Genomic DNA, 18051 nt, shown 5'->3' with positions numbered 1-18051 from the left:
AAAATTAGGTTTTATGATAACCTAACTTCATATTACACAAGAATAAATATAAAGCCACGGCGTTTTACTGAACAATGTAAAAAAAACGTTATAATTATCTTAAGGGATTTTTTATGTCTTCTACTACCCCAGTTATTTTTGACCACGATGGTGGTATCGACGATTTATTATCGCTATTACTTTTGCTGCGTTTGCCTAATATAAATGTGGTAGGTGTCACCATTACGCCAGCCGACTGCTACCCCGATGATGCATTACTGAGTACTCGCAAAATTCTTACGTTAACGGGCAATACCCATATTCCCGTGAGTGTAGGGCAGTTAACTGGTCCAAATCCATTTCCGCCTGAATGGCGCGCTCAGCCTAAAATGTGCCATGCTACACCTACGATGTTGCGTACCCCTCACGATGAAGTGAAGGTGGAAAGCAAGGCCGCTCATGAATGGATACAAAGTGCGTTAACAAATGCTGCGTCGCCAGTTACTGTATTAATGACAGGCCCAGCTACCAATTTAGCCGCCGCGTTTACCCAAAATCCAGACCTAGTCGATAAAGTGCGGAAGGCAGTGTGGATGGGAGGTGCCGTGAAGGTTAAAGGTAATGTGGCTATGCATGATCATGACGGCTCTGCAGAATGGAATGCATATTGGGATCCTAAAGCCACCAAAGTACTGGTAGATAGTGGCGTTAACCTGATATTGGTACCTTTAGATGCCACCAACGATTTGCCAGTTAGTTGGGATTTTTTACAGCAACTTGCTGTAAAAAATACGCCAGTCTCAGACCTGTCTGGTCAATTCTGGGCGTCTACGGTAACGTCTATTCCATCTTATGAGTTTACGTATTTTTTATGGGATATTCTTTCTACCTGTATTTTAGCATTGCCAGAAGACAAGCTAAGTATTGAAACCGGTCAGGTTGCGGTAAGTACAACGACGCCGAATGCTGGTCAAACCTTCCCGTGTGAGAATGCAGGGAGTCGAATTTCTTGGGTGGCTAGTGTTGATGCTGATTACGTCCGGGAAATGGTGCTGTATTATTTGAGCGGAGAATTTTGTCAATCACCAGTGCCATTTGTTAAATAATTGTTATATATTTCTAGTCCTATGTGATTATCATGGAGTTTTAGATGGCAGTTTTAAAGAAGATAGTTTTAGGTGTGGGCGTACTGATTGCTTTGGTTGTCGTGGTTGGGCTATTCCTTCCAAAGCAATACAAAGTTGAAAGAAGTATTTTAATCAATGCGCAACCTGAAGAAATTTATCCCGATGTCGTCGATTTACGGGCGTGGCAAAACTGGGGCGTTTGGTTTCAACGCGACCCTAGTATGGAAATTGATTACTCTGGGCCAGATAGAGCTATTGGAATGATGTCATCTTGGAAAAGCGTGACGGAAGGCAATGGGGAAATGAAAATTACCGATTTAGAACACAATAAAAAGGTCGTTTACTCATTGGCTTTTCCTGATTGGGAAATGGGTTCGACAGGTTCATTGGTAATATCGCCTGCAGGTGAGGCTACCAAAGTGACGTGGGTTGACTCTGGTGATGTAGGTAACAATATCATCAATCGCTATTTTGTACTCATGATGGACGGCATGATAGGCCCAGATTTTGAAATGGGATTAGAAAATTTGAAAACCGTTGTTGAGAATAAAGGCTAAAAACTAGCCACGCTTTTGCTTAGTGCAGAAGCGGCAATGATTTTCACTACAGACCAAGCCGAGTTTGCTTTTATGGATATGTTCCAAAGCGAACTTGGCTTTTTTCATTTTGGGCGATATAAATTCAAAATACTTCTCTGGTGTTGCTAGATGGTGTTATTGGCGTTATCGAGACACCCATGTTAAGAAGCATTTATTGTTTACAAAGACACCCATGTTTAGGTTGTCTTAAAAGAGTTAAAGAGACACCCATGATTATGACGTTATCGAGACACCCATGGTAGTGTTATGAATAGGATATGAAGCGCTGATGGAACCCTAGCGATCTTACTTAAACAGGTTGGTGGGACAGTTAGTTTACGATGGGTGTCTCGATAAGCTTTTAGGTTTTAAATTGGCCTAATTGTTAAGATTGTTCAGTGTGTTAGTACGATATAGTGCGCTTAATTGCTGCATGATCGAGTTCTGAGGGTTTTTAGTATAAAGTCCATTAAGTAACTCTTAAATGAGCTGTGGCAGGCTTGCTGGTTAGAAGCGTTTGTGATTTTGTAAAATTACCTTAGGGAAGGACATGCTGGGAAATAAACGTCGTCTAATTGTCGGCCTAGCTTTCAATAAATTGGCCGACTTACTGGCGTCTGCAAAAACTACACTACCTGCACTACTAATCTCTTTGGGGGCTCCTAGCTGGATGGTGATGTGGTTGGTGCCAATTCGCGAATCTGGCGCATTGTTACCACAAGCCCTAATTGGTGTGTATCTACGTAATAAAAGCGCTAGGCACCACGTTTGGCGGTTGGGTATGGCCGTACAGATATCGGCCATATGTACCATGTTAGCTGCTGCACTTGTCACCGAAGGTTCTTTGGCTGGGCTAATAATACTCGCTTCACTTGTATTTCTAAGTTTAGGCCGCTCTGCGAGCTCTCTTACCGTAAAAGACATGGAAGCAGATGTCAGTCAAAAAGGGGAACGAGGCAGGTTGGTCGGGTTAGCATCCACAGCGTCTGGTGTGATGACATTGTGCGCAGCAGTGCCTTTGGTGTATTTTGAAAAAGAGCTTGAAGGCTATTCACTTTACATTTTGCTAGCGTCATCAGCGCTTGCATTTTGTGTCACGCTATTTTTAATGTTTTCAATAAAAACCCATGTTGAAATAGAAGAATCTAAAAATAAATCGTTGTTTAATTGGCGTTTTGACAACACAGTATATCGGTTCGTTTTTGTGAGGGGACTGTTTGTTCACTCTGCGCTAGTCGCGCCGTACTTCATGTTGGAAAGTGTACAAAGCGCAAAATCTTTGCTTCCGTTTTATCTTGCTGCACAAGCCTTAGCATCTATGCTTTCTTCGTTTCTTTGGGGAAAAATTGCAGATAAAAGCGCTCGATTCACCCTTCAATTGTCAGGAGCCTTGGCATTAATTGCCTGTGTTGGCTTACTTGCTATGAAGCCTGAAAATTTGTGGATGTCTGCAGGGTTGTTTTTTATTCTTTCTATTGCTCATGCAGGCGTGCGAACAGGGCGAAAAACTTACAGTTTAGATATTAAAGATGGGCAAGACAGGACTGAATTAGTCGGTTTTTCAAACACAGCTATAGGCCTTATTTTACTTGGCTTTGGTGGTTTCTACGCGATTATATCGTCATTTATAGACTTTTCAGTGGTGTACATTATGGCTGCAATGCTCACTATGGCGATTTGTACTACGCTTATGTTACCAAAAGAAAAATAAGACAATAGGAGGTCGAAGCCGTGCAAATTACCGTGATTACATTTCTGAAACCCAATTCATATATCAGTCGATATTGGGCGAACGTGGCTCTAGTAATCAAGTTTGGTTTCAAATATGTCTTATAAACAACAAGAAAATAATGGCCCGGCAGTATTGCCAGTAAAAGATCCTGAGGAATTGGAGGGTTATCTTAATGCGTTTTTGGACATATCAGTTGACCCTGTATTTATTAAAGACGGGGAGGGTAAGCTTTTAGTTGCTAACAACGCCTTTTGTGAGCTTGTAAACGTTTCTCGAAAAAAACTCATTGGAAAAACCTTCTCAGATACAATCTACCCACAAGAATTGGTGAAGTTGGCGCACAGCGATCAGCATGTAATTGATACCGGAGAAGATAAAGTCATTGAGCAAACCCTGCAGGGCAAGGGTGACAAAGCAAGGGTAGTACTTGCTAAACTGAGCCGATTTGTAGACCGCAATAATAGACGATTTATTGTTGGTGTTATCCGAGACGTTACCAAACGCAGGCAGAATGAGTTAAGGGAAACAACGCGCAGTGAAGTATTAGAACTCATTACCAGCGGAGAACCTCTAAAAAAGGTGCTAGATGCCATTGTCAGCGTGGTTGAGCTTAATAACCCAGAAATGATGTGCAGCATCTTAATCCTCGAGGATTCAGGGGGGCATCTGCGCAACGGAACCGGAAATAGTCTTCCTAAATTTTATACCGATGCTATTGATGGCGTAGAGATAGGTATGGGCGTGGGTTCTTGTGGCACAGCGGCGTTTATTAACGAACGTGTTATTGTTGCAGATATACAAACCCATCCTTATTGGAAAGATTTTAAAGACTTAGCGTTTAGCGCTAATTTAGGCGCTTGTTGGTCTGAACCCATTCGTTCTACTCAAGGCGCAGTACTTGGTACTTTCGCTATTTATCACTCCAGTATTAATTGCCCATCTGATTCTGATCTTGCGTTAATTGAACAAACTGCCAGTTTAGCGAGTATTGCCATCGAAAAAAATCGTTCCGAAGAGACATTAAAGCGTGCTGCCAGCGTTTTCACTCATGCGAACGAAGGCATTATTATCACAGACGCTTCCGCCATCATTATTGAAGTGAACGATACACTTTGCCGCATTACAGGCTACAGTAAATCGGAAGTGCTAGGGAAGAACCCTAAAATTCTTCAGTCTGGACGCCACAGCGCGCAGTTTTATAAAAACATGTGGAATACGCTTAATACTGATGGGCACTGGAGAGGTGAGATTTGGAATTGTCGTAAGGATGGTGAAGTTTATCCTGAAATGGTCACAATCAGCGCCGTCAAAGACTCGGAAGGGCAGGTGCAACATTATGTGTCACTCTCAACTGACATATCAGAAATTAAGCTCAATGAAGGTAAGTTAGAACGAATAGCGCATTATGATCTGTTGACCAACTTACCTAACAGAGTGTTACTTGCCAAGCGCCTTAATCAAGCCATTAAGCACAGTCAGTTACAACAAAATTCACTGGCCGTCGCATTTATGGATTTAGATGGATTTAAAGCGATTAATGATAATTACGGGCACAACATCGGTGATCAGTTTTTGGTTGAAGTCTCCAATGGCTTAAAAGCTAGTTTAAGAGCGGGAGATACAATTGCACGTATTGGCGGTGACGAATTCATTATTATTATGGTTAACTTGGATGAGTTTAGTGATTGTGAGCATGTCTTAAATCGACTTCTTAAATCTGCCTCTGCACCAGTCAATATTGCCGATGCGGTTATGCAAGTGTCGGCCAGTATTGGTGTGACTGTTTTCCCTCAAGATAACGTCGATGCGGATCAGTTAATACGCCACGCAGACCATGCCATGTATATTGCAAAACAGGGGGGTAAGAACCGATATCACCAGTTCGATTTAGAGCAAGATAACGCGATTAATACCTATAACAAGAGCATTGATAATGTACGCGTTGCGTTGGATCGCAAAGAGTTTGTTTTACACTACCAACCGAAGGTGAATATGAGCTCTGGTGAAGTGATTGGTGTAGAAGCTTTGCTCCGCTGGGAGCACCCTGAAAGCGGCTTAATTCCACCGCTCGAATTTTTGCCAGTTATTGAAGGGCACGGTATCAGCTTGGAAGTTGGAGAGTGGGTTATTGATGCCGCTTTAACACAAATATCGCACTGGCAGAAACGCGGTATTTCATTACCCGTAAGTGTGAATATTAGTGCACATCAATTGCAGCAGGACAACTTCACTTCTCGACTAGAAACACTTTTAGCGGCACATCCTGACGTAGATCCAGGCTATTTAGAGCTAGAAATTCTGGAAACCAGTGCACTGCAAGATACCTTTCAGGTATCTTCAACAATGAATGCGTGTCACGATTTAGGGGTGAGCTTTGCTTTAGATGATTTTGGTACTGGTTACTCATCACTTACTTATCTAAAACGTTTGCCAGCTTACTTAATTAAAATTGACCAAAGCTTTGTGCGAGACATGTTAGATGACACTGATGACTTAGCGATTGTTGAAGGTGTGGTGGGATTAGCAAAAGCATTTAAACGAGAAGTGATTGCGGAAGGCGTAGAGTCAGTTGAGCACGGCGTTGCCCTTATCCGCTTGGGGTGTGTGTTAGCGCAAGGCTATGGCATTGCCAAGCCTATGGCCGCTAATCAAGTTTCTCTATGGCTAACTACCTGGGAAGCTAATGAGTCGTGGTTGGCTTTAAGTGATAATCGAGAACCTGCTTGAATCCAGAATTCTCAGGCATTATAAGAGTTATCAAGACACCCATCTTATTAGGGTTAACCGTTAACAGCTTAACAGGACACCCACCCTAATACAGGTTTAATCTCAACCCTGCTCAAGGAAATACAGTGGGTGTCTCGTTAGTTCTGTTAGCCGAGCAGAAGTTTAAAATCTACCAAGCATTTAGCTTGGCGATTATTTATAGATGCGATGAGGTTACTTAGACAGTTTGAAAAGGAATAATAAGGCCGTAGTGTAACAACTAAAGTAGGGCTACGAATTAACTTTTGACGATAAAGGGCTGCTGAGTCAACAAAGGGGATTTTTTGCCATTTAACTCATATCCGCGGACAAAAGATGGTAACTAGCTTGCGTTGGAAAGCAATTTTGCGTTCTTTATTCCTCTTGCTCGCTGCCGATTGGTATTTTGCTTAAACCTCCTCATTGTGACTTCACACCCAGCTGCATAACTAAATAACTTTTCGAAGCTAGTGGTAAGCGTCTGCCAGTGAATCTGTTTTATCCCTAATCTAGACAATATCGGGGCGTAATTGCTATTGATGTAACCTGGTTTGTCATCACGAATGATTCTTCCCATTGTATCGACGAGTTCAAGGTAATCGGTTAGGCCAATGGGTAATAGTTTGGAGTCGTGTTGTTTACACTCCCCTGTAAACGGTAGCAATTCAGAAGTATTCGAATTGCACTTCATTGCCTGTATTCGTGAGTAAATACTGGTGTACCTAGCGTTTTCAGGCGTGGTCGCAACCTTGGCTCTAACGGGGTTTAAGTCTACATAGGCCATACAGGAAAGGAGGGCGCTTTCATTCAACAAAGCTTGAGATTTAAATCTTCCCTCCCAAAATCGCCCCGTGCACTCGTCTTCTGTATTTGCCGCCCTAGCAATAAACTCATTTAGATTTCGCATAAACCAACTAATGTCATACAGACGCCCACGGTAAATTTCAGCAGTATCGGTTACTGCTTGTATTTCGGCTTCCGAGAGGGGCTCACCTTTAAGGAACCTTTGAGTGAGCAGGGTGCCTTTATGAATACGGTGCCACTTGGTTAGTACTTCTTCCTGGCTCCAGGTATGTGCGCTTTTTTTGTCAACATGCAGGACTACATGGACGTGATTACTCATTACCGCATAAGCACAAATATCAATGGAATACACCGATACTAACTCTAATAATCGGCGCTCTACCCAGCCTCTTCGATGTTCGAAACTTTTGCCAGAATGCTGATCAATGCCGCACAGGTAGCATTGTCTAACGCAGCGAGAAACACAATGATAGTAAGGAGTATCTGCAAGACTGATTTGGCTGCTTCTTGATTGCGGCACGGTCAATATCCAGTAAATTCGTATATCACCATGCTAGCAATCAATGAAAATTGATGAACCTGTATTTTAGGCGTGAATTAATTGAATTGCCCCTTTATTTTACGAAGGATGGCTTGCTGGTAGTGACGTTGCCAGCGATGGGTGTCTTGGTAGCGCTAAATGCCGAAGAAAGTGAATCTAATTTATCTTGGCAAGCAATGCATTAGCTACCTTAGACACTGGTTTTCTGCCTAATAAAGAAGAGATGAATTCAGTAGCAACAAGCAGCTTATCCATACTCACATCAGTTTCGATTCCAAGTCCATTAAGCATATATAGAACGTCTTCCGTCGCCACGTTTCCGCTCGCGCCTTTAGCATAAGGACATCCCCCAAGTCCTGCCACAGCGCTATCTATGCTCGCTATACCGTACTGCAATGCGGTGTAGATATTAACTAGTGCTTGACCATAGGTGTCGTGAAAGTGAACGGCTAAGTCGGCAACAGGCACGTGTTGGCAAACTTGCTCGAGTAAACGAGTTGTAGACGCAGGAGTACCGGTTCCTATGGTGTCACCAAGTGAAATTTCATAGCAACCCATATCACGTAATGCCTTGGATACCAGTGCTACCGCCTCGCTAGAAATTTCTCCTTCATAAGGGCAGCCCATCACACAAGATACGTAGCCCCTGACTGGGATTTTATGCGTGTTTGCGGCCGCAATGACAGGCTCAAATCTTTTCAAGCTTTCACTGATTGAGCAGTTTATATTTTTTTGAGAAAAAGATTCGGACGCAGCACCAAATATAGCAACTTCATCAGCGCCAACAGACAATGCTGCTTCGAATCCCTTCAGGTTAGGAGTTAACGCAGAATAGATAACTTCTTTAGCTCGGCTAATTCCATTGAAAACTGCGTCAGAATCTGCCATTTGAGGAACCCATTTTGGGGAAACGAAGCTGCCCGCTTCAATACGTTTTAATCCACTTGCGCTAAGCAAATTAACGAGGTGTATTTTGTCTTTAGCGCTAAGAATCGCCTTTTCGTTTTGTAACCCGTCACGGGCACCAACTTCCACGATACTCACTTTCGAGGGAAAGTGAGTCGTTTGCTTAGTTGTCGAATTTGCAATGGGTGTCTTCATAACGGTTTCCACACTCATTCACCTTTCGGCTCAGGATCAAAATCAATCAACACTGAGCCGCCATCTACTAACTCACCAGGTTGATAAAAATAGCCACGTACCACACCGTCGCAAGGTGCAGCAATACTGTGTTCCATCTTCATTGCTTCCATAATAAGTAGCGGCGCATCTTTTGTAACGCTAGCACCAACCTCAACCAAATGAGCCACCACGGTACCATTCATTGGTGCATCTAAACTCGCACCATTTTGATTGTCATCGTCATCTCCTATATCAGGCGTTACCACCTTGAAATGACAGTTCGAATCTTGACCAAATAAGCCAAATTGCCCTTCATTGTTCGAGAAATGATAGGTACGCCCTACACCATCTACAGAGGCAATTAACTTATCACCAACAAGATAACCAGTTGCTTCAAAGCTTTCGCTATCCGTGCTCACCTTAAGAAAAGTACCCTTTTGATTCAGTGTGTTACCTGATTTGGTAACGTGCCTTATTGTGAGCGAGTGGAGTGCATCATTCACTATAACGGAGAGGGATTCTTGATATTCCATGTTGGGGCGCCATGCGCCAACAACCCCCCAAGGTGAGGGGAGTCCATCGTTCGCCGCATCTTGATTGCGTGAAAGTACAGTTAGTAGTGCAATAGCAGGAAGCTCAGCAACAGCTGATTTACTCTGGCTGCTGAACAGGATGTCAGCGTGTTTATCAATAAAAGTTGTGGTTAGTTCTGCGTTACTGAACGGTGTACTCGACGCCACGTCGATAAGGAAATCAATATTCGTGGTTACGCCGTCAATATGGTATTGCTTTAGTGCGCTAACTAATTGTTTTAATGCAGATTCCCTGTCCTCACCCCATACAACGAGTTTAGATATCATCGGGTCGTAATAAACACTAATGTCGTCACCTTGCTGCACGCCGGTATCGATACGGACTTTACTTGCTGAGCCTTGGCTAGATAACGTGGGTGTCTTGTTTAGCGACTGGCTGTTTTGATAGGAAGCCGGGCTTGCTAACATGGGTGTCTTGATAAGCGAGAGCGTGCCGCTGGCGGGCAGAAAATCATTGTTGGGATCTTCCGCGTAGATGCGCGCTTCGAATGCGTGTCCCGTTAGCGTTAATTCTGATTGGGTCTTGGGCAGGGTTTTTCCTTCTGCGACATCAAGCTGCCAGCGAACCAAGTCTTCACCGGTAATCATTTCCGTAACAGGGTGCTCTACTTGCAAGCGGGTATTCATTTCCATGAAATAGAACGAGCCGTCTTCGTCATACAAGAACTCAACGGTTCCCGCACCTACATAATTAATCGCTTTTGCTGCTTGAAGGGCCGCTTCGCCCATTTGCTGCCGAATATTGGCAGGAAAATTAGGAGCAGGTGCTTCTTCTATGACTTTTTGATGACGACGCTGTACAGAGCAGTCACGTTCAAATAGATACACGCCGTTACCATGGGTGTCACAGAAAACTTGTATCTCAACATGGCGAGGGCGAGTGAGGTACTTTTCAACTAGCATATGCTCATCGCCAAAGCTTGCCATCGACTCTCTTTTCGCTGCACTTAGCGCCGCCGAAAACTCGCTTTCTTTCCACACCTGACGCATACCTTTACCACCACCACCGGCAGCAGCTTTAAGCAACACAGGATAGCCCATAGCATCACTGGCTTGCTTTAAGGTAGCCTCATCTTGATCATCTCCGTGATAACCTGGCACCAAAGGCACGCCAGCACCTTCCATAATTTTCTTGGCCGCAGATTTAGATCCCATGGCTTCTATGGCAGACGCGGGTGGGCCTACAAATATAATATCGTGCGCGGCACATGCCTTAGCAAAATCGGCATTTTCAGATAAAAAACCATAGCCAGGATGAATGGCATCTACATCAAGCTTTTTGGCGTATTCAATAATTGCGGTACCGCGCAAATAGCTATCTTTAGAGGGGGCAGGGCCTAAATAAACCGCTTCATCCGCCTGTAAAACGTGTAAGGCATTTGCATCAGCGTCTGAATAAACCGCCACTGTTTGAATACCCATAGCTTTAGCTGTACGCATCACGCGACATGCAATTTCGCCGCGATTAGCAATAAGTAGTTTTTTAATCATGATCGTTTCTCCTGCCACGCTGGGGGGCGTTTTTCGATGAAAGCCCCTAAGCCTTCTTGTCCTTCTTGCGAGGTTCTTATTTTGGCAATTTGCTTGCTTGTTTCATCAAGCAATTCGGCATTAATAGGAGCATTGGCAACCTGTTGCACTAAGGCTTTGGCTTGCGATACCGCCACGGGTCCGTTTTTTAAAATTTGGGTGACAATATCGTCTATTGTGCTATCAAGTTCATCTTCGGTCACAGCCTCGCTAAGCAGTCCTAGCCTCCGGGCTCGGCGAGCAGAAAAGACTTCTGCGGTTTGAAAATAACGTCTGCATACCCGTGCGCCCATGGCTTCTATCACGTAAGGGCTGATAGTGGCGGGAATTAAGCCTATTTTTACTTCGCTTAAACAAAACTTACTTAACTTGCTACCAATGGCAATATCGCAGCAAGCGATAAGACCTACCGCACCGCCAAATGCAGCCCCTTGCACGCGAGCAATTGTGGGCTTCGGCAAGGTGTACAAAGTGTGCAACATGGTGGCTAGCGCCATCGCATCGGTGTGATTTTTAGCTTCATCGTACTGCGCCATGCGCTTCATCCACTCTAAGTCGGCACCAGCACTGAAGCTCTTTCCTTCGCCTTGTAAAACAACGGCGCGAACGCTGCTGTCGTTGCCAGCGCGCGTAAATAGGTTGGTTAACGTGGCAATCATGTCATCGTTGAATGCATTGTGCTTGTCAGCGCGGTTTAGCGTAATAAGGGCAACGTTTCTTTCGTCTACATGATAAGTAACTGCTTGTTCCATAATAAATTCCCCTCAAACTACATGCGAAAGACACCGAAGCGGGTGTCGGGTATAGGTTGATTTAATGCTGCAGATAACGATAGGCCTAACACTGTGCGGGTATCAGCAGGGTCGATAACGCCGTCATCCCATAATCTGGCTGAAGCATAATATGGATGTCCTTGTTTCTCGTAGGTGTCGATAACCGGTTGTTTGATGGCGTGCTCTTGTTCGTCGGTCCAGGCTTCACCTGCACGTTCTTTTTGATCCCGCTTTACTTGAGCTAGTACGCCAGCGGCTTGTTCGCCGCCCATTACCGATATGCGAGCATTTGGCCACATAAATAAGAACCTGGGATCGTATCCACGGCCGCACATCCCGTAGTTTCCTGCACCAAAACTACCGCCAATTAATACGGTAATTTTAGGGACTTGGGCACACGCAACGGCAGTAACCATCTTGGCGCCGTGTTTAGCTATCCCGCCATGTTCGTACTGTTTACCCACCATGAAACCAGTGATGTTTTGTAAAAATACGAGGGGAATTTTACGCATTGCACACAACTCAACAAAGTGTGCGCCTTTTAGCGCGCTTTCGCCGAATAAAATGCCGTTATTGCCGATGATGCCCACCGGATAGCCGAAGATGCGCGCAAATCCACACACTAACGTAGTGCCGTATAAGGGTTTAAATTCATCAAAGTCTGAATCATCTACTACCCGAGCGATAATTTCTCGCACATCGTAAGTTTGCTTTGAATCGGCAGGCACAATGCCGTAAATTTCTTTGGCATCAAAACGAGGGGGGGTTGGCTCTGCCACATCTAAAGCAACATGTTTGGTACGGTTAAGCCTAGAAACTGCATTTCTTGCAAGAGATAGTGCGTGATGATCGTTATTGGCTAATTGGTCTGCTACCCCTGAAATTCGGGTATGCACGTCACCGCCGCCAAGCTCTTCGGCAGTTACCACTTCACCTGTCGCTGCTTTCACTAGTGGTGGTCCACCTAAAAAGATGGTGGCTTGCTCTTTTACAATTATGCTCTCATCTGCCATGGCGGGCACGTAGGCACCGCCAGCTGTGCATGAACCCATCACCACAGCAATTTGTGGAATATTCTTTGCCGACATATTGGCTTGGTTAAAGAAAATACGGCCAAAGTGTTCTTTGTCGGGAAACACTTCATCTTGATAGGGCAAGTTCGCACCGCCTGAGTCTACCAAGTAAATACAGGGCAAGTTATTTTCTTCGGCAATGGTTTGTGCGCGTAAGTGCTTTTTCACGGTAAGCGGATAGTAACTGCCACCTTTTACTGTGGCATCGTTCGCCACTATCATGCACTCAATACCTTCCACGCAACCTATCCCCGCTACTACGCCCGCGCAGGGTACATAATCGTCATACACATCCCATGCCGCCAATTGGCCTATTTCCAAAAAGGGCGTGTTGTCGTCAATTAAGGCGTTAATTCTGTCTCGGGGAAGTAATTTTCCGCGAGATTGATGGCGTTGGGCAGCTTGTGCCCCGCCACCTAATGAAACTTGTTCTATTTTTGCAATCAAGTCGTTTACTTGTGCTTGCATATGCTGCGCATTGGCAACAAAGGTGTCTGATTTTGTATTTATCTTTGAACGTAGAACGGGCATACCCCCTCCTGATTGTTCAGTGCAGCCTTATAAGCCGCACAGTCTTTCGTTAAGAGCAAAAAAAGCTGAACTGACACGTTATAATTATTATTTTGATTCGTTAAACAGTTCGCGGCCAATTAGCATCCGGCGAATTTCTGAGGTACCCGCACCAATTTCATATAACTTGGCATCTCTTAATAATCTGCCAGTGGAATACTCGTTGATGTAACCATTACCACCTAAAAGCTGAATAGCGTCTAAGGCCATCTTGGTGGCTAATTCTGCAGAATACAAAATGGCACCAGCGGCGTCTTTACGGGTGGTATCACCGCGATCGCAAGATTTTGCAACGGTGTACACATACGCTCTTGCCGCGTTCATTTGGGTATACATATCGGCAACTTTGCCCTGAACAAGTTGAAATTGACCAATAGACTGACCGAATTGCTCTCTGTCATGAATATAGGGGACAACCACATCCATACAGGCTTGCATAATGCCCAAGGGGCCTCCAGACAGTACCAATCGCTCGTAATCTAGCCCGCTCATGAGCACCCGTACGCCTTCACCTTCTTTACCCAGAATATTTGCCTCAGGTACTTCACAGTCTTGGAACACAAGTTCACAGGTGTTTGATGAACGCATGCCTAATTTGTCGAGCTTTTGTGCACGGGTAAACCCAGGGAAATCACGTTCTACAATGAATGCGGTGATCCCTTTGGGTCCGGCTTGTGGGTCTGTTTTTGCGTAAATCACAAAGGTATGGGCGTCTGGACCATTGGTGATCCACATTTTATTGCCGTTTAAGATGTACTTATCACCGCGCTTTTGTGCACGTAGTTTCATACTCACCACATCTGAACCTGCATTGGGCTCACTCATGGCCAACGCACCAATGTGCTCACCAGACACTAATTTAGGCAGATATTTCTCTCGCTGTTCGTCGTTGCCGTTTCTAAAAATCTGGTTTACGCATAAGTTAGAATGCGCGCCATAACTCAGGCCAATACCCGCTGATGCGCGGCTCACTTCTTCCATTGCTATGGTATGGGCTAAATAACCCATATCGGCGCCGCCAAATTGCTCTGAAACCGTAACCCCCAACAAACCCATTTCACCCAGCTTGGGCCATAATGCGTTAGGGAATTGGTTGTTAGCGTCGGCTTCTTCTGCTAACGGGGCAATTTCATTTTGTGCAAATTGGAAGACTTGATCGCGTAACAAATCAATATCTTCGCCAAGATCAAAATTTAATGTAGGGTAGGAGGTATTCATGCAATTTTTCCTTGTTCTAATTCCGCTAGCTCTTCACGGCATCGTGCTTCTACTTCATCGAGTTCTTGCATCAGGCTTTGAATATCTTCAAGTTGCTGATGAAGTACAGCTCGTTTTTGTGCGGTCATTTCCAACATAGTACCTAGCTGAACAGCGGAGTTGGCGTTGGTGTCGTACATTTCAAATAGGGTTTTTACTTCTGCTAAGGAAAATCCCAGTCGTTTCCCTCTAAGAATGAGCATTAATCTCACTCTATCTTTATTGTCATACACACGGTTTTGCCCGGTACGCTTGGGGCTAAGTAGCCCTTGCTCTTCATAAAAGCGAATGGATCGGTGAGTTATATCGAACTCTCTTGCCAGTTCACCTATGGCGAATACCGACTCTTTCTCGTTGTTATTCATAACACGTACCTTTGGACTGATGTCGTTGTCTTATGCTGTTTACAAAAAGACTATCCCTGAATGAAAAGGGATTCTTGACACTATATATATTGAGGTTTACGTTAACGTTAATTACCTTTTACGTTAAGGTAAAGTAACATTTTGCTAACGTCAATTTTTCATATGTGAGATAGTTCGCTTATCTAAACATGGGTGTCTACATTTTTATACGAAAGTAAAGTTAGTTGAATATTATTCCATAAATTACAGATGGTTAGGAGTTCAAGTGATGAGTAGTGAAACAGTAGTGATCGTAGCAGCGAAGCGCACACCAATGGGGGGCTTCAATGGAAGTCTGTCTGGGGTGGCCGCCACCGAACTAGGTGCCACTGCCATTAAGTCGGTATGTGATACATTCGATATTAGCCAAGTTGATGAAGTTATAATGGGGTGCGTTTTACCCGCAGGCTTAGGTCAAGCACCCGCTCGTCAGGCATCGTTAGGCGCAGGCCTTCCTCTTAGTGCTGGCGTAACAACCATTAATAAGGTGTGTGGTTCTGGTTTGAAAGCGGTAATGCTGGCTCATGATTTAATTAAGGCGGGTAGTGCTGAAGTGGTTGTAGCTGGTGGGTTCGAAAGTATGAGCAATGCGCCGTATATGTTGCCAAAAGCAAGAACAGGCTATCGCATGGGGCACGGACAAGTACTCGACCATATGATGTTAGATGGTCTTGAGAATGCTTATGATGGCAAGGCGATGGGATGTTTTGCTCAAGATACTGCCGATGCTGAAAACATTACCAGAACTGAAATGGATGAATTCGCGCTTAGTTCGCTTTCAAAAGCCCATGAAGCGATTAACAGTGGTAGTTTTAAAGATGAAATCGTGAACGTGACTATTTCTGGCCGCAAAGGCGATGTAGTGGTTGATACTGACGAAGGTCCAGGTTCTGCGCGGCCAGAAAAGATACCATCCCTTCGCCCTGCGTTTAAAAAGGATGGTACGGTAACCGCGGCAAACTCTAGCTCTATATCCGATGGTGCGGCGGCGTTACTAGTTATGAGTGAATCTAAAGCGCACGCGCTGGGATTAACTCCGCTTGCTAAAGTGGTAGCGCATGCCACACATTCTATTGAGCCAGAAAATTTCACGGTAGCACCTGTTGGAGCGATGGAAAATGTGCTCTTAAAAGCTGGCTGGTCTAAAGATGAGGTCGACCTATTCGAAATTAATGAAGCTTTTGCCATGGTAACGATGTTGGCTATCCAAAAGCTGGGATTAGACGAGCGTAAAGTGAATGTAAAAGGCGGGGCATGTGCGCTTGGTCACCCTATTGGTGCGTCGGGTGCGCGGATTTTGGTCACCTTGCTGCATGCACTTAACCAAAAGAAAGCGAAAAAGGGCATTGCCTCTTTATGTATTGGTGGCGGGGAAGGCGTAGCGCTTGCTGTTGAAATGCTATAAGCATGCTTGATTGACGTCAAAAAAAAGCATAATTTTTAGAAAATGGCACCGCAAACCGGTGCCATTTGTGTTTTAATTATTCTAATAACGCGTTCATTATCCGTCGTTGAATAGGTTCACTTTATTATTGAAAAGTGTCTATTTATTAAACTGTTATTTTGACACTTAGCAACTATGAAACGAAATGGCAGGTAAATTGCCTAAATTTTGGCTGAATGTGCTGGTATCGTGATTTTTTAGTTTAGACCGATGTTGCATTTGCAGGCGCTAAGTTAGATACTCTGGTGTGCGATTTTTCGCATTTTACGTATTTGTATTTAGGTGGTCTTTTTGATTTCTTTCAGGTGTTTACGCCTTGTCTTCTTAGCAATGTTGCTTACGCTTTCTTACTCAGTGAAAATAGCAGCACAAGCGCTTCAACAGAACGTCTCTCAAACGCAATCGACCAATAACACGGCTCCTCGTGAAGTGACGTACTGTGTCGATCCCGACTGGGCACCTTACGAAGCCATACGAAATAATAACCATGTTGGTATTTCTGCCGATTATATTCACACTATTTCAGAGCTGTCTGGCTTAAACTTTAAGCTAGTGCCAACTCAATCATGGGAACAAAGTTTAGCGTTCGTACAGCAAGGGAACTGCCAAATACTCTCTATGCTGAATGTTTCTGACTTTAGAAAACAATTTCTCGATTTCTCCACGCCTTACTTCGAAGCACCCAATATTTTGGTTGCCCGTTCAGGAACACCTATTTTGCAAGGTTACGCAGGTATTGGTCATAGAACAGTTGGGGTAGTGAAGGGTTACAGGCAAGTAGAGTACATATCTAGGCATTATCCAGAGCTAAGGCTGAAGTTAGTGCAAACGGAAAGTGAAGGGCTTGCCGAGCTGGCAAGAGGTGAGATCGACGTTATGGTAGGCTCATTATTAAGCGTAAATACACATATCAATAATCAAAAGATAGATAACGTGAGTATTGTGGGTTATGCCGAGCCGTTCGACTCACTTGCGTTTGGTGTTAATAAGTCTTCCAGCGATATTATTCCTATTTTAAATACTGCGATAGCCACTATCTCAGAGAAGAGAAAGGTTGATATTTATAAGCAGTGGAATAACGTACAGGTTCGCTATGAGCAGGATTATTTCAAATTATTGGTAACTACATGTTTCGTATTGATGGCTATTGTTTGCTTGGTGTGGCGCAATAGAACAGTGTCACAATTTAGGCGTTTAACAAAGCAGAAAAATGACGAAATAGAGTCGTTGCAAACTACGTTGTTAGACAGGAATCGTACCCTAGAGTTTTTGTCAGCCCACGATACACTGACAGGGCTGTATAACCGCAACCATATGATTCAGAAGGCAGAAGAGGAAATCTCCCGCTTCCACCGCTTTCATACCACCGCATCATTAATTGTTGTGGAGATTGGGGGTAAGCGTGATTGTCGGGGCGAATTAAATGAATTCGACAGGGAAAATATTCTAAAGCAGGTGGCGTCTCAATGTCTTGCAACCGTAAGAGAAGTAGATGTTGTGTCACGCTTCACAGGCGAGCAGTTCATCATTTTATGCCCCCAAACTGCCCTAGAAGCCGGACGGGTTCTTGCTAATCGCCTGGTGGAATGTATCGACCAAGATGTGCTTACCGACAATGCCGATATGCAAGTTAGTGCGGGTTTATCTGAACTAAAAGAGAGTGAAAACTTCACCGATTGGTTTGAGCGCACAACAAAAGCGTTGTATCACTCAAAAAGACTGGGCAAGGCGAAAGTTTCAGTCGCAGACTAGCGTGCGATGAAAGCGTTGCTGAGCCCG

13 protein-coding genes are annotated in these 18051 nt (G+C 44.3%); 6 read left to right on the top strand and 7 right to left on the bottom strand.

Translation table 11 applies throughout. The annotated features are described in order from the left end of the window. The first annotated feature begins 113 nt into the window (after positions 1-113). From JKP82_RS10745 to JKP82_RS10730, 4 genes are all read left to right on the top strand, one after another. Positions 114-1085, top strand: a complete 972-nt coding sequence (locus JKP82_RS10745; RefSeq protein ID WP_159530943.1) for a nucleoside hydrolase — start codon at positions 114-116, stop codon at positions 1083-1085. Between the two features lie 44 nt (positions 1086-1129). After that, positions 1130-1663 carry an SRPBCC family protein gene (locus tag JKP82_RS10740; protein WP_159530941.1) on the top strand — a complete coding sequence of 178 codons (534 nt, stop codon included), beginning with the start codon at positions 1130-1132 and terminating at the stop codon, positions 1661-1663. A 571-nt stretch (positions 1664-2234) separates the two neighbouring features. Then, on the top strand, positions 2235-3395 hold the full coding sequence (locus JKP82_RS10735; RefSeq protein WP_218397008.1) for an MFS transporter: 1161 nt from the start codon (positions 2235-2237) through the stop codon (positions 3393-3395). Positions 3396-3509: 114 nt separating this feature from the next. Further along, positions 3510-6143 (top strand): EAL domain-containing protein, encoded by a 2634-nt coding sequence (locus JKP82_RS10730; protein ID WP_218397006.1) that lies wholly within the window; start codon positions 3510-3512, stop codon positions 6141-6143. 361 nt (positions 6144-6504) lie between these two features. On the opposite strand, the gene JKP82_RS10725 is transcribed toward JKP82_RS10730, so the two are convergent. The 7 genes from JKP82_RS10725 to JKP82_RS10695 form a co-directional block, all read right to left on the bottom strand. Beyond that, entirely contained in the window at positions 6505-7485 is a 981-nt protein-coding gene (locus JKP82_RS10725; RefSeq protein WP_218397004.1) for a transposase, read from the bottom strand. Between the two features lie 177 nt (positions 7486-7662). After that, positions 7663-8607 carry a hydroxymethylglutaryl-CoA lyase gene (locus tag JKP82_RS10720; protein ID WP_159530933.1) on the bottom strand — a complete coding sequence of 315 codons (945 nt, stop codon included), beginning with the start codon at positions 8605-8607 and terminating at the stop codon, positions 7663-7665. Between the two features lie 14 nt (positions 8608-8621). Further along, positions 8622-10712 carry an acetyl/propionyl/methylcrotonyl-CoA carboxylase subunit alpha gene (locus JKP82_RS10715; RefSeq protein WP_218397002.1) on the bottom strand — a complete coding sequence of 697 codons (2091 nt, stop codon included), beginning with the start codon at positions 10710-10712 and terminating at the stop codon, positions 8622-8624. Beyond that, positions 10709-11503, bottom strand: a complete 795-nt coding sequence (locus JKP82_RS10710) for an enoyl-CoA hydratase/isomerase family protein (RefSeq protein WP_159530930.1) — start codon at positions 11501-11503, stop codon at positions 10709-10711. The genes JKP82_RS10715 and JKP82_RS10710 overlap by 4 nt, the downstream gene beginning before the upstream one ends. Positions 11504-11520: 17 nt before the next feature. Next, positions 11521-13128: a carboxyl transferase domain-containing protein gene (locus tag JKP82_RS10705; protein WP_218397000.1), complete on the bottom strand. Its 1608-nt coding sequence runs from the start codon at positions 13126-13128 to the stop codon at positions 11521-11523. 87 nt (positions 13129-13215) lie between these two features. Next, on the bottom strand, positions 13216-14385 hold the full coding sequence (locus JKP82_RS10700) for an isovaleryl-CoA dehydrogenase (RefSeq protein ID WP_159530926.1): 1170 nt from the start codon (positions 14383-14385) through the stop codon (positions 13216-13218). Beyond that, positions 14382-14789 carry a MerR family transcriptional regulator gene (locus JKP82_RS10695; RefSeq protein ID WP_057792458.1) on the bottom strand — a complete coding sequence of 136 codons (408 nt, stop codon included), beginning with the start codon at positions 14787-14789 and terminating at the stop codon, positions 14382-14384. The genes JKP82_RS10700 and JKP82_RS10695 overlap by 4 nt, the downstream gene beginning before the upstream one ends. Positions 14790-15057: 268 nt before the next feature. On the opposite strand from JKP82_RS10695, the gene JKP82_RS10690 reads away from it, so the two are divergent. Both JKP82_RS10690 and JKP82_RS10685 read left to right on the top strand, forming a co-directional pair. Next, entirely contained in the window at positions 15058-16233 is a 1176-nt protein-coding gene (locus JKP82_RS10690) for a thiolase family protein (RefSeq protein WP_159530924.1), read from the top strand. 330 nt (positions 16234-16563) lie between these two features. Further along, positions 16564-18024, top strand: a complete 1461-nt coding sequence (locus JKP82_RS10685) for a diguanylate cyclase (protein ID WP_232370623.1) — start codon at positions 16564-16566, stop codon at positions 18022-18024. The last annotated feature ends 27 nt before the right edge of the window (positions 18025-18051 follow it).

It is taken from the genome of Alteromonas lipotrueae (genome assembly GCF_019249215.1).
Taxonomy (GTDB): Bacteria; Pseudomonadota; Gammaproteobacteria; order Enterobacterales; family Alteromonadaceae; genus Alteromonas; species Alteromonas lipotrueae.
Note: the sequence above shows the minus strand (reverse complement) of the source record. Positions and strands in the feature narration are given on the sequence as shown.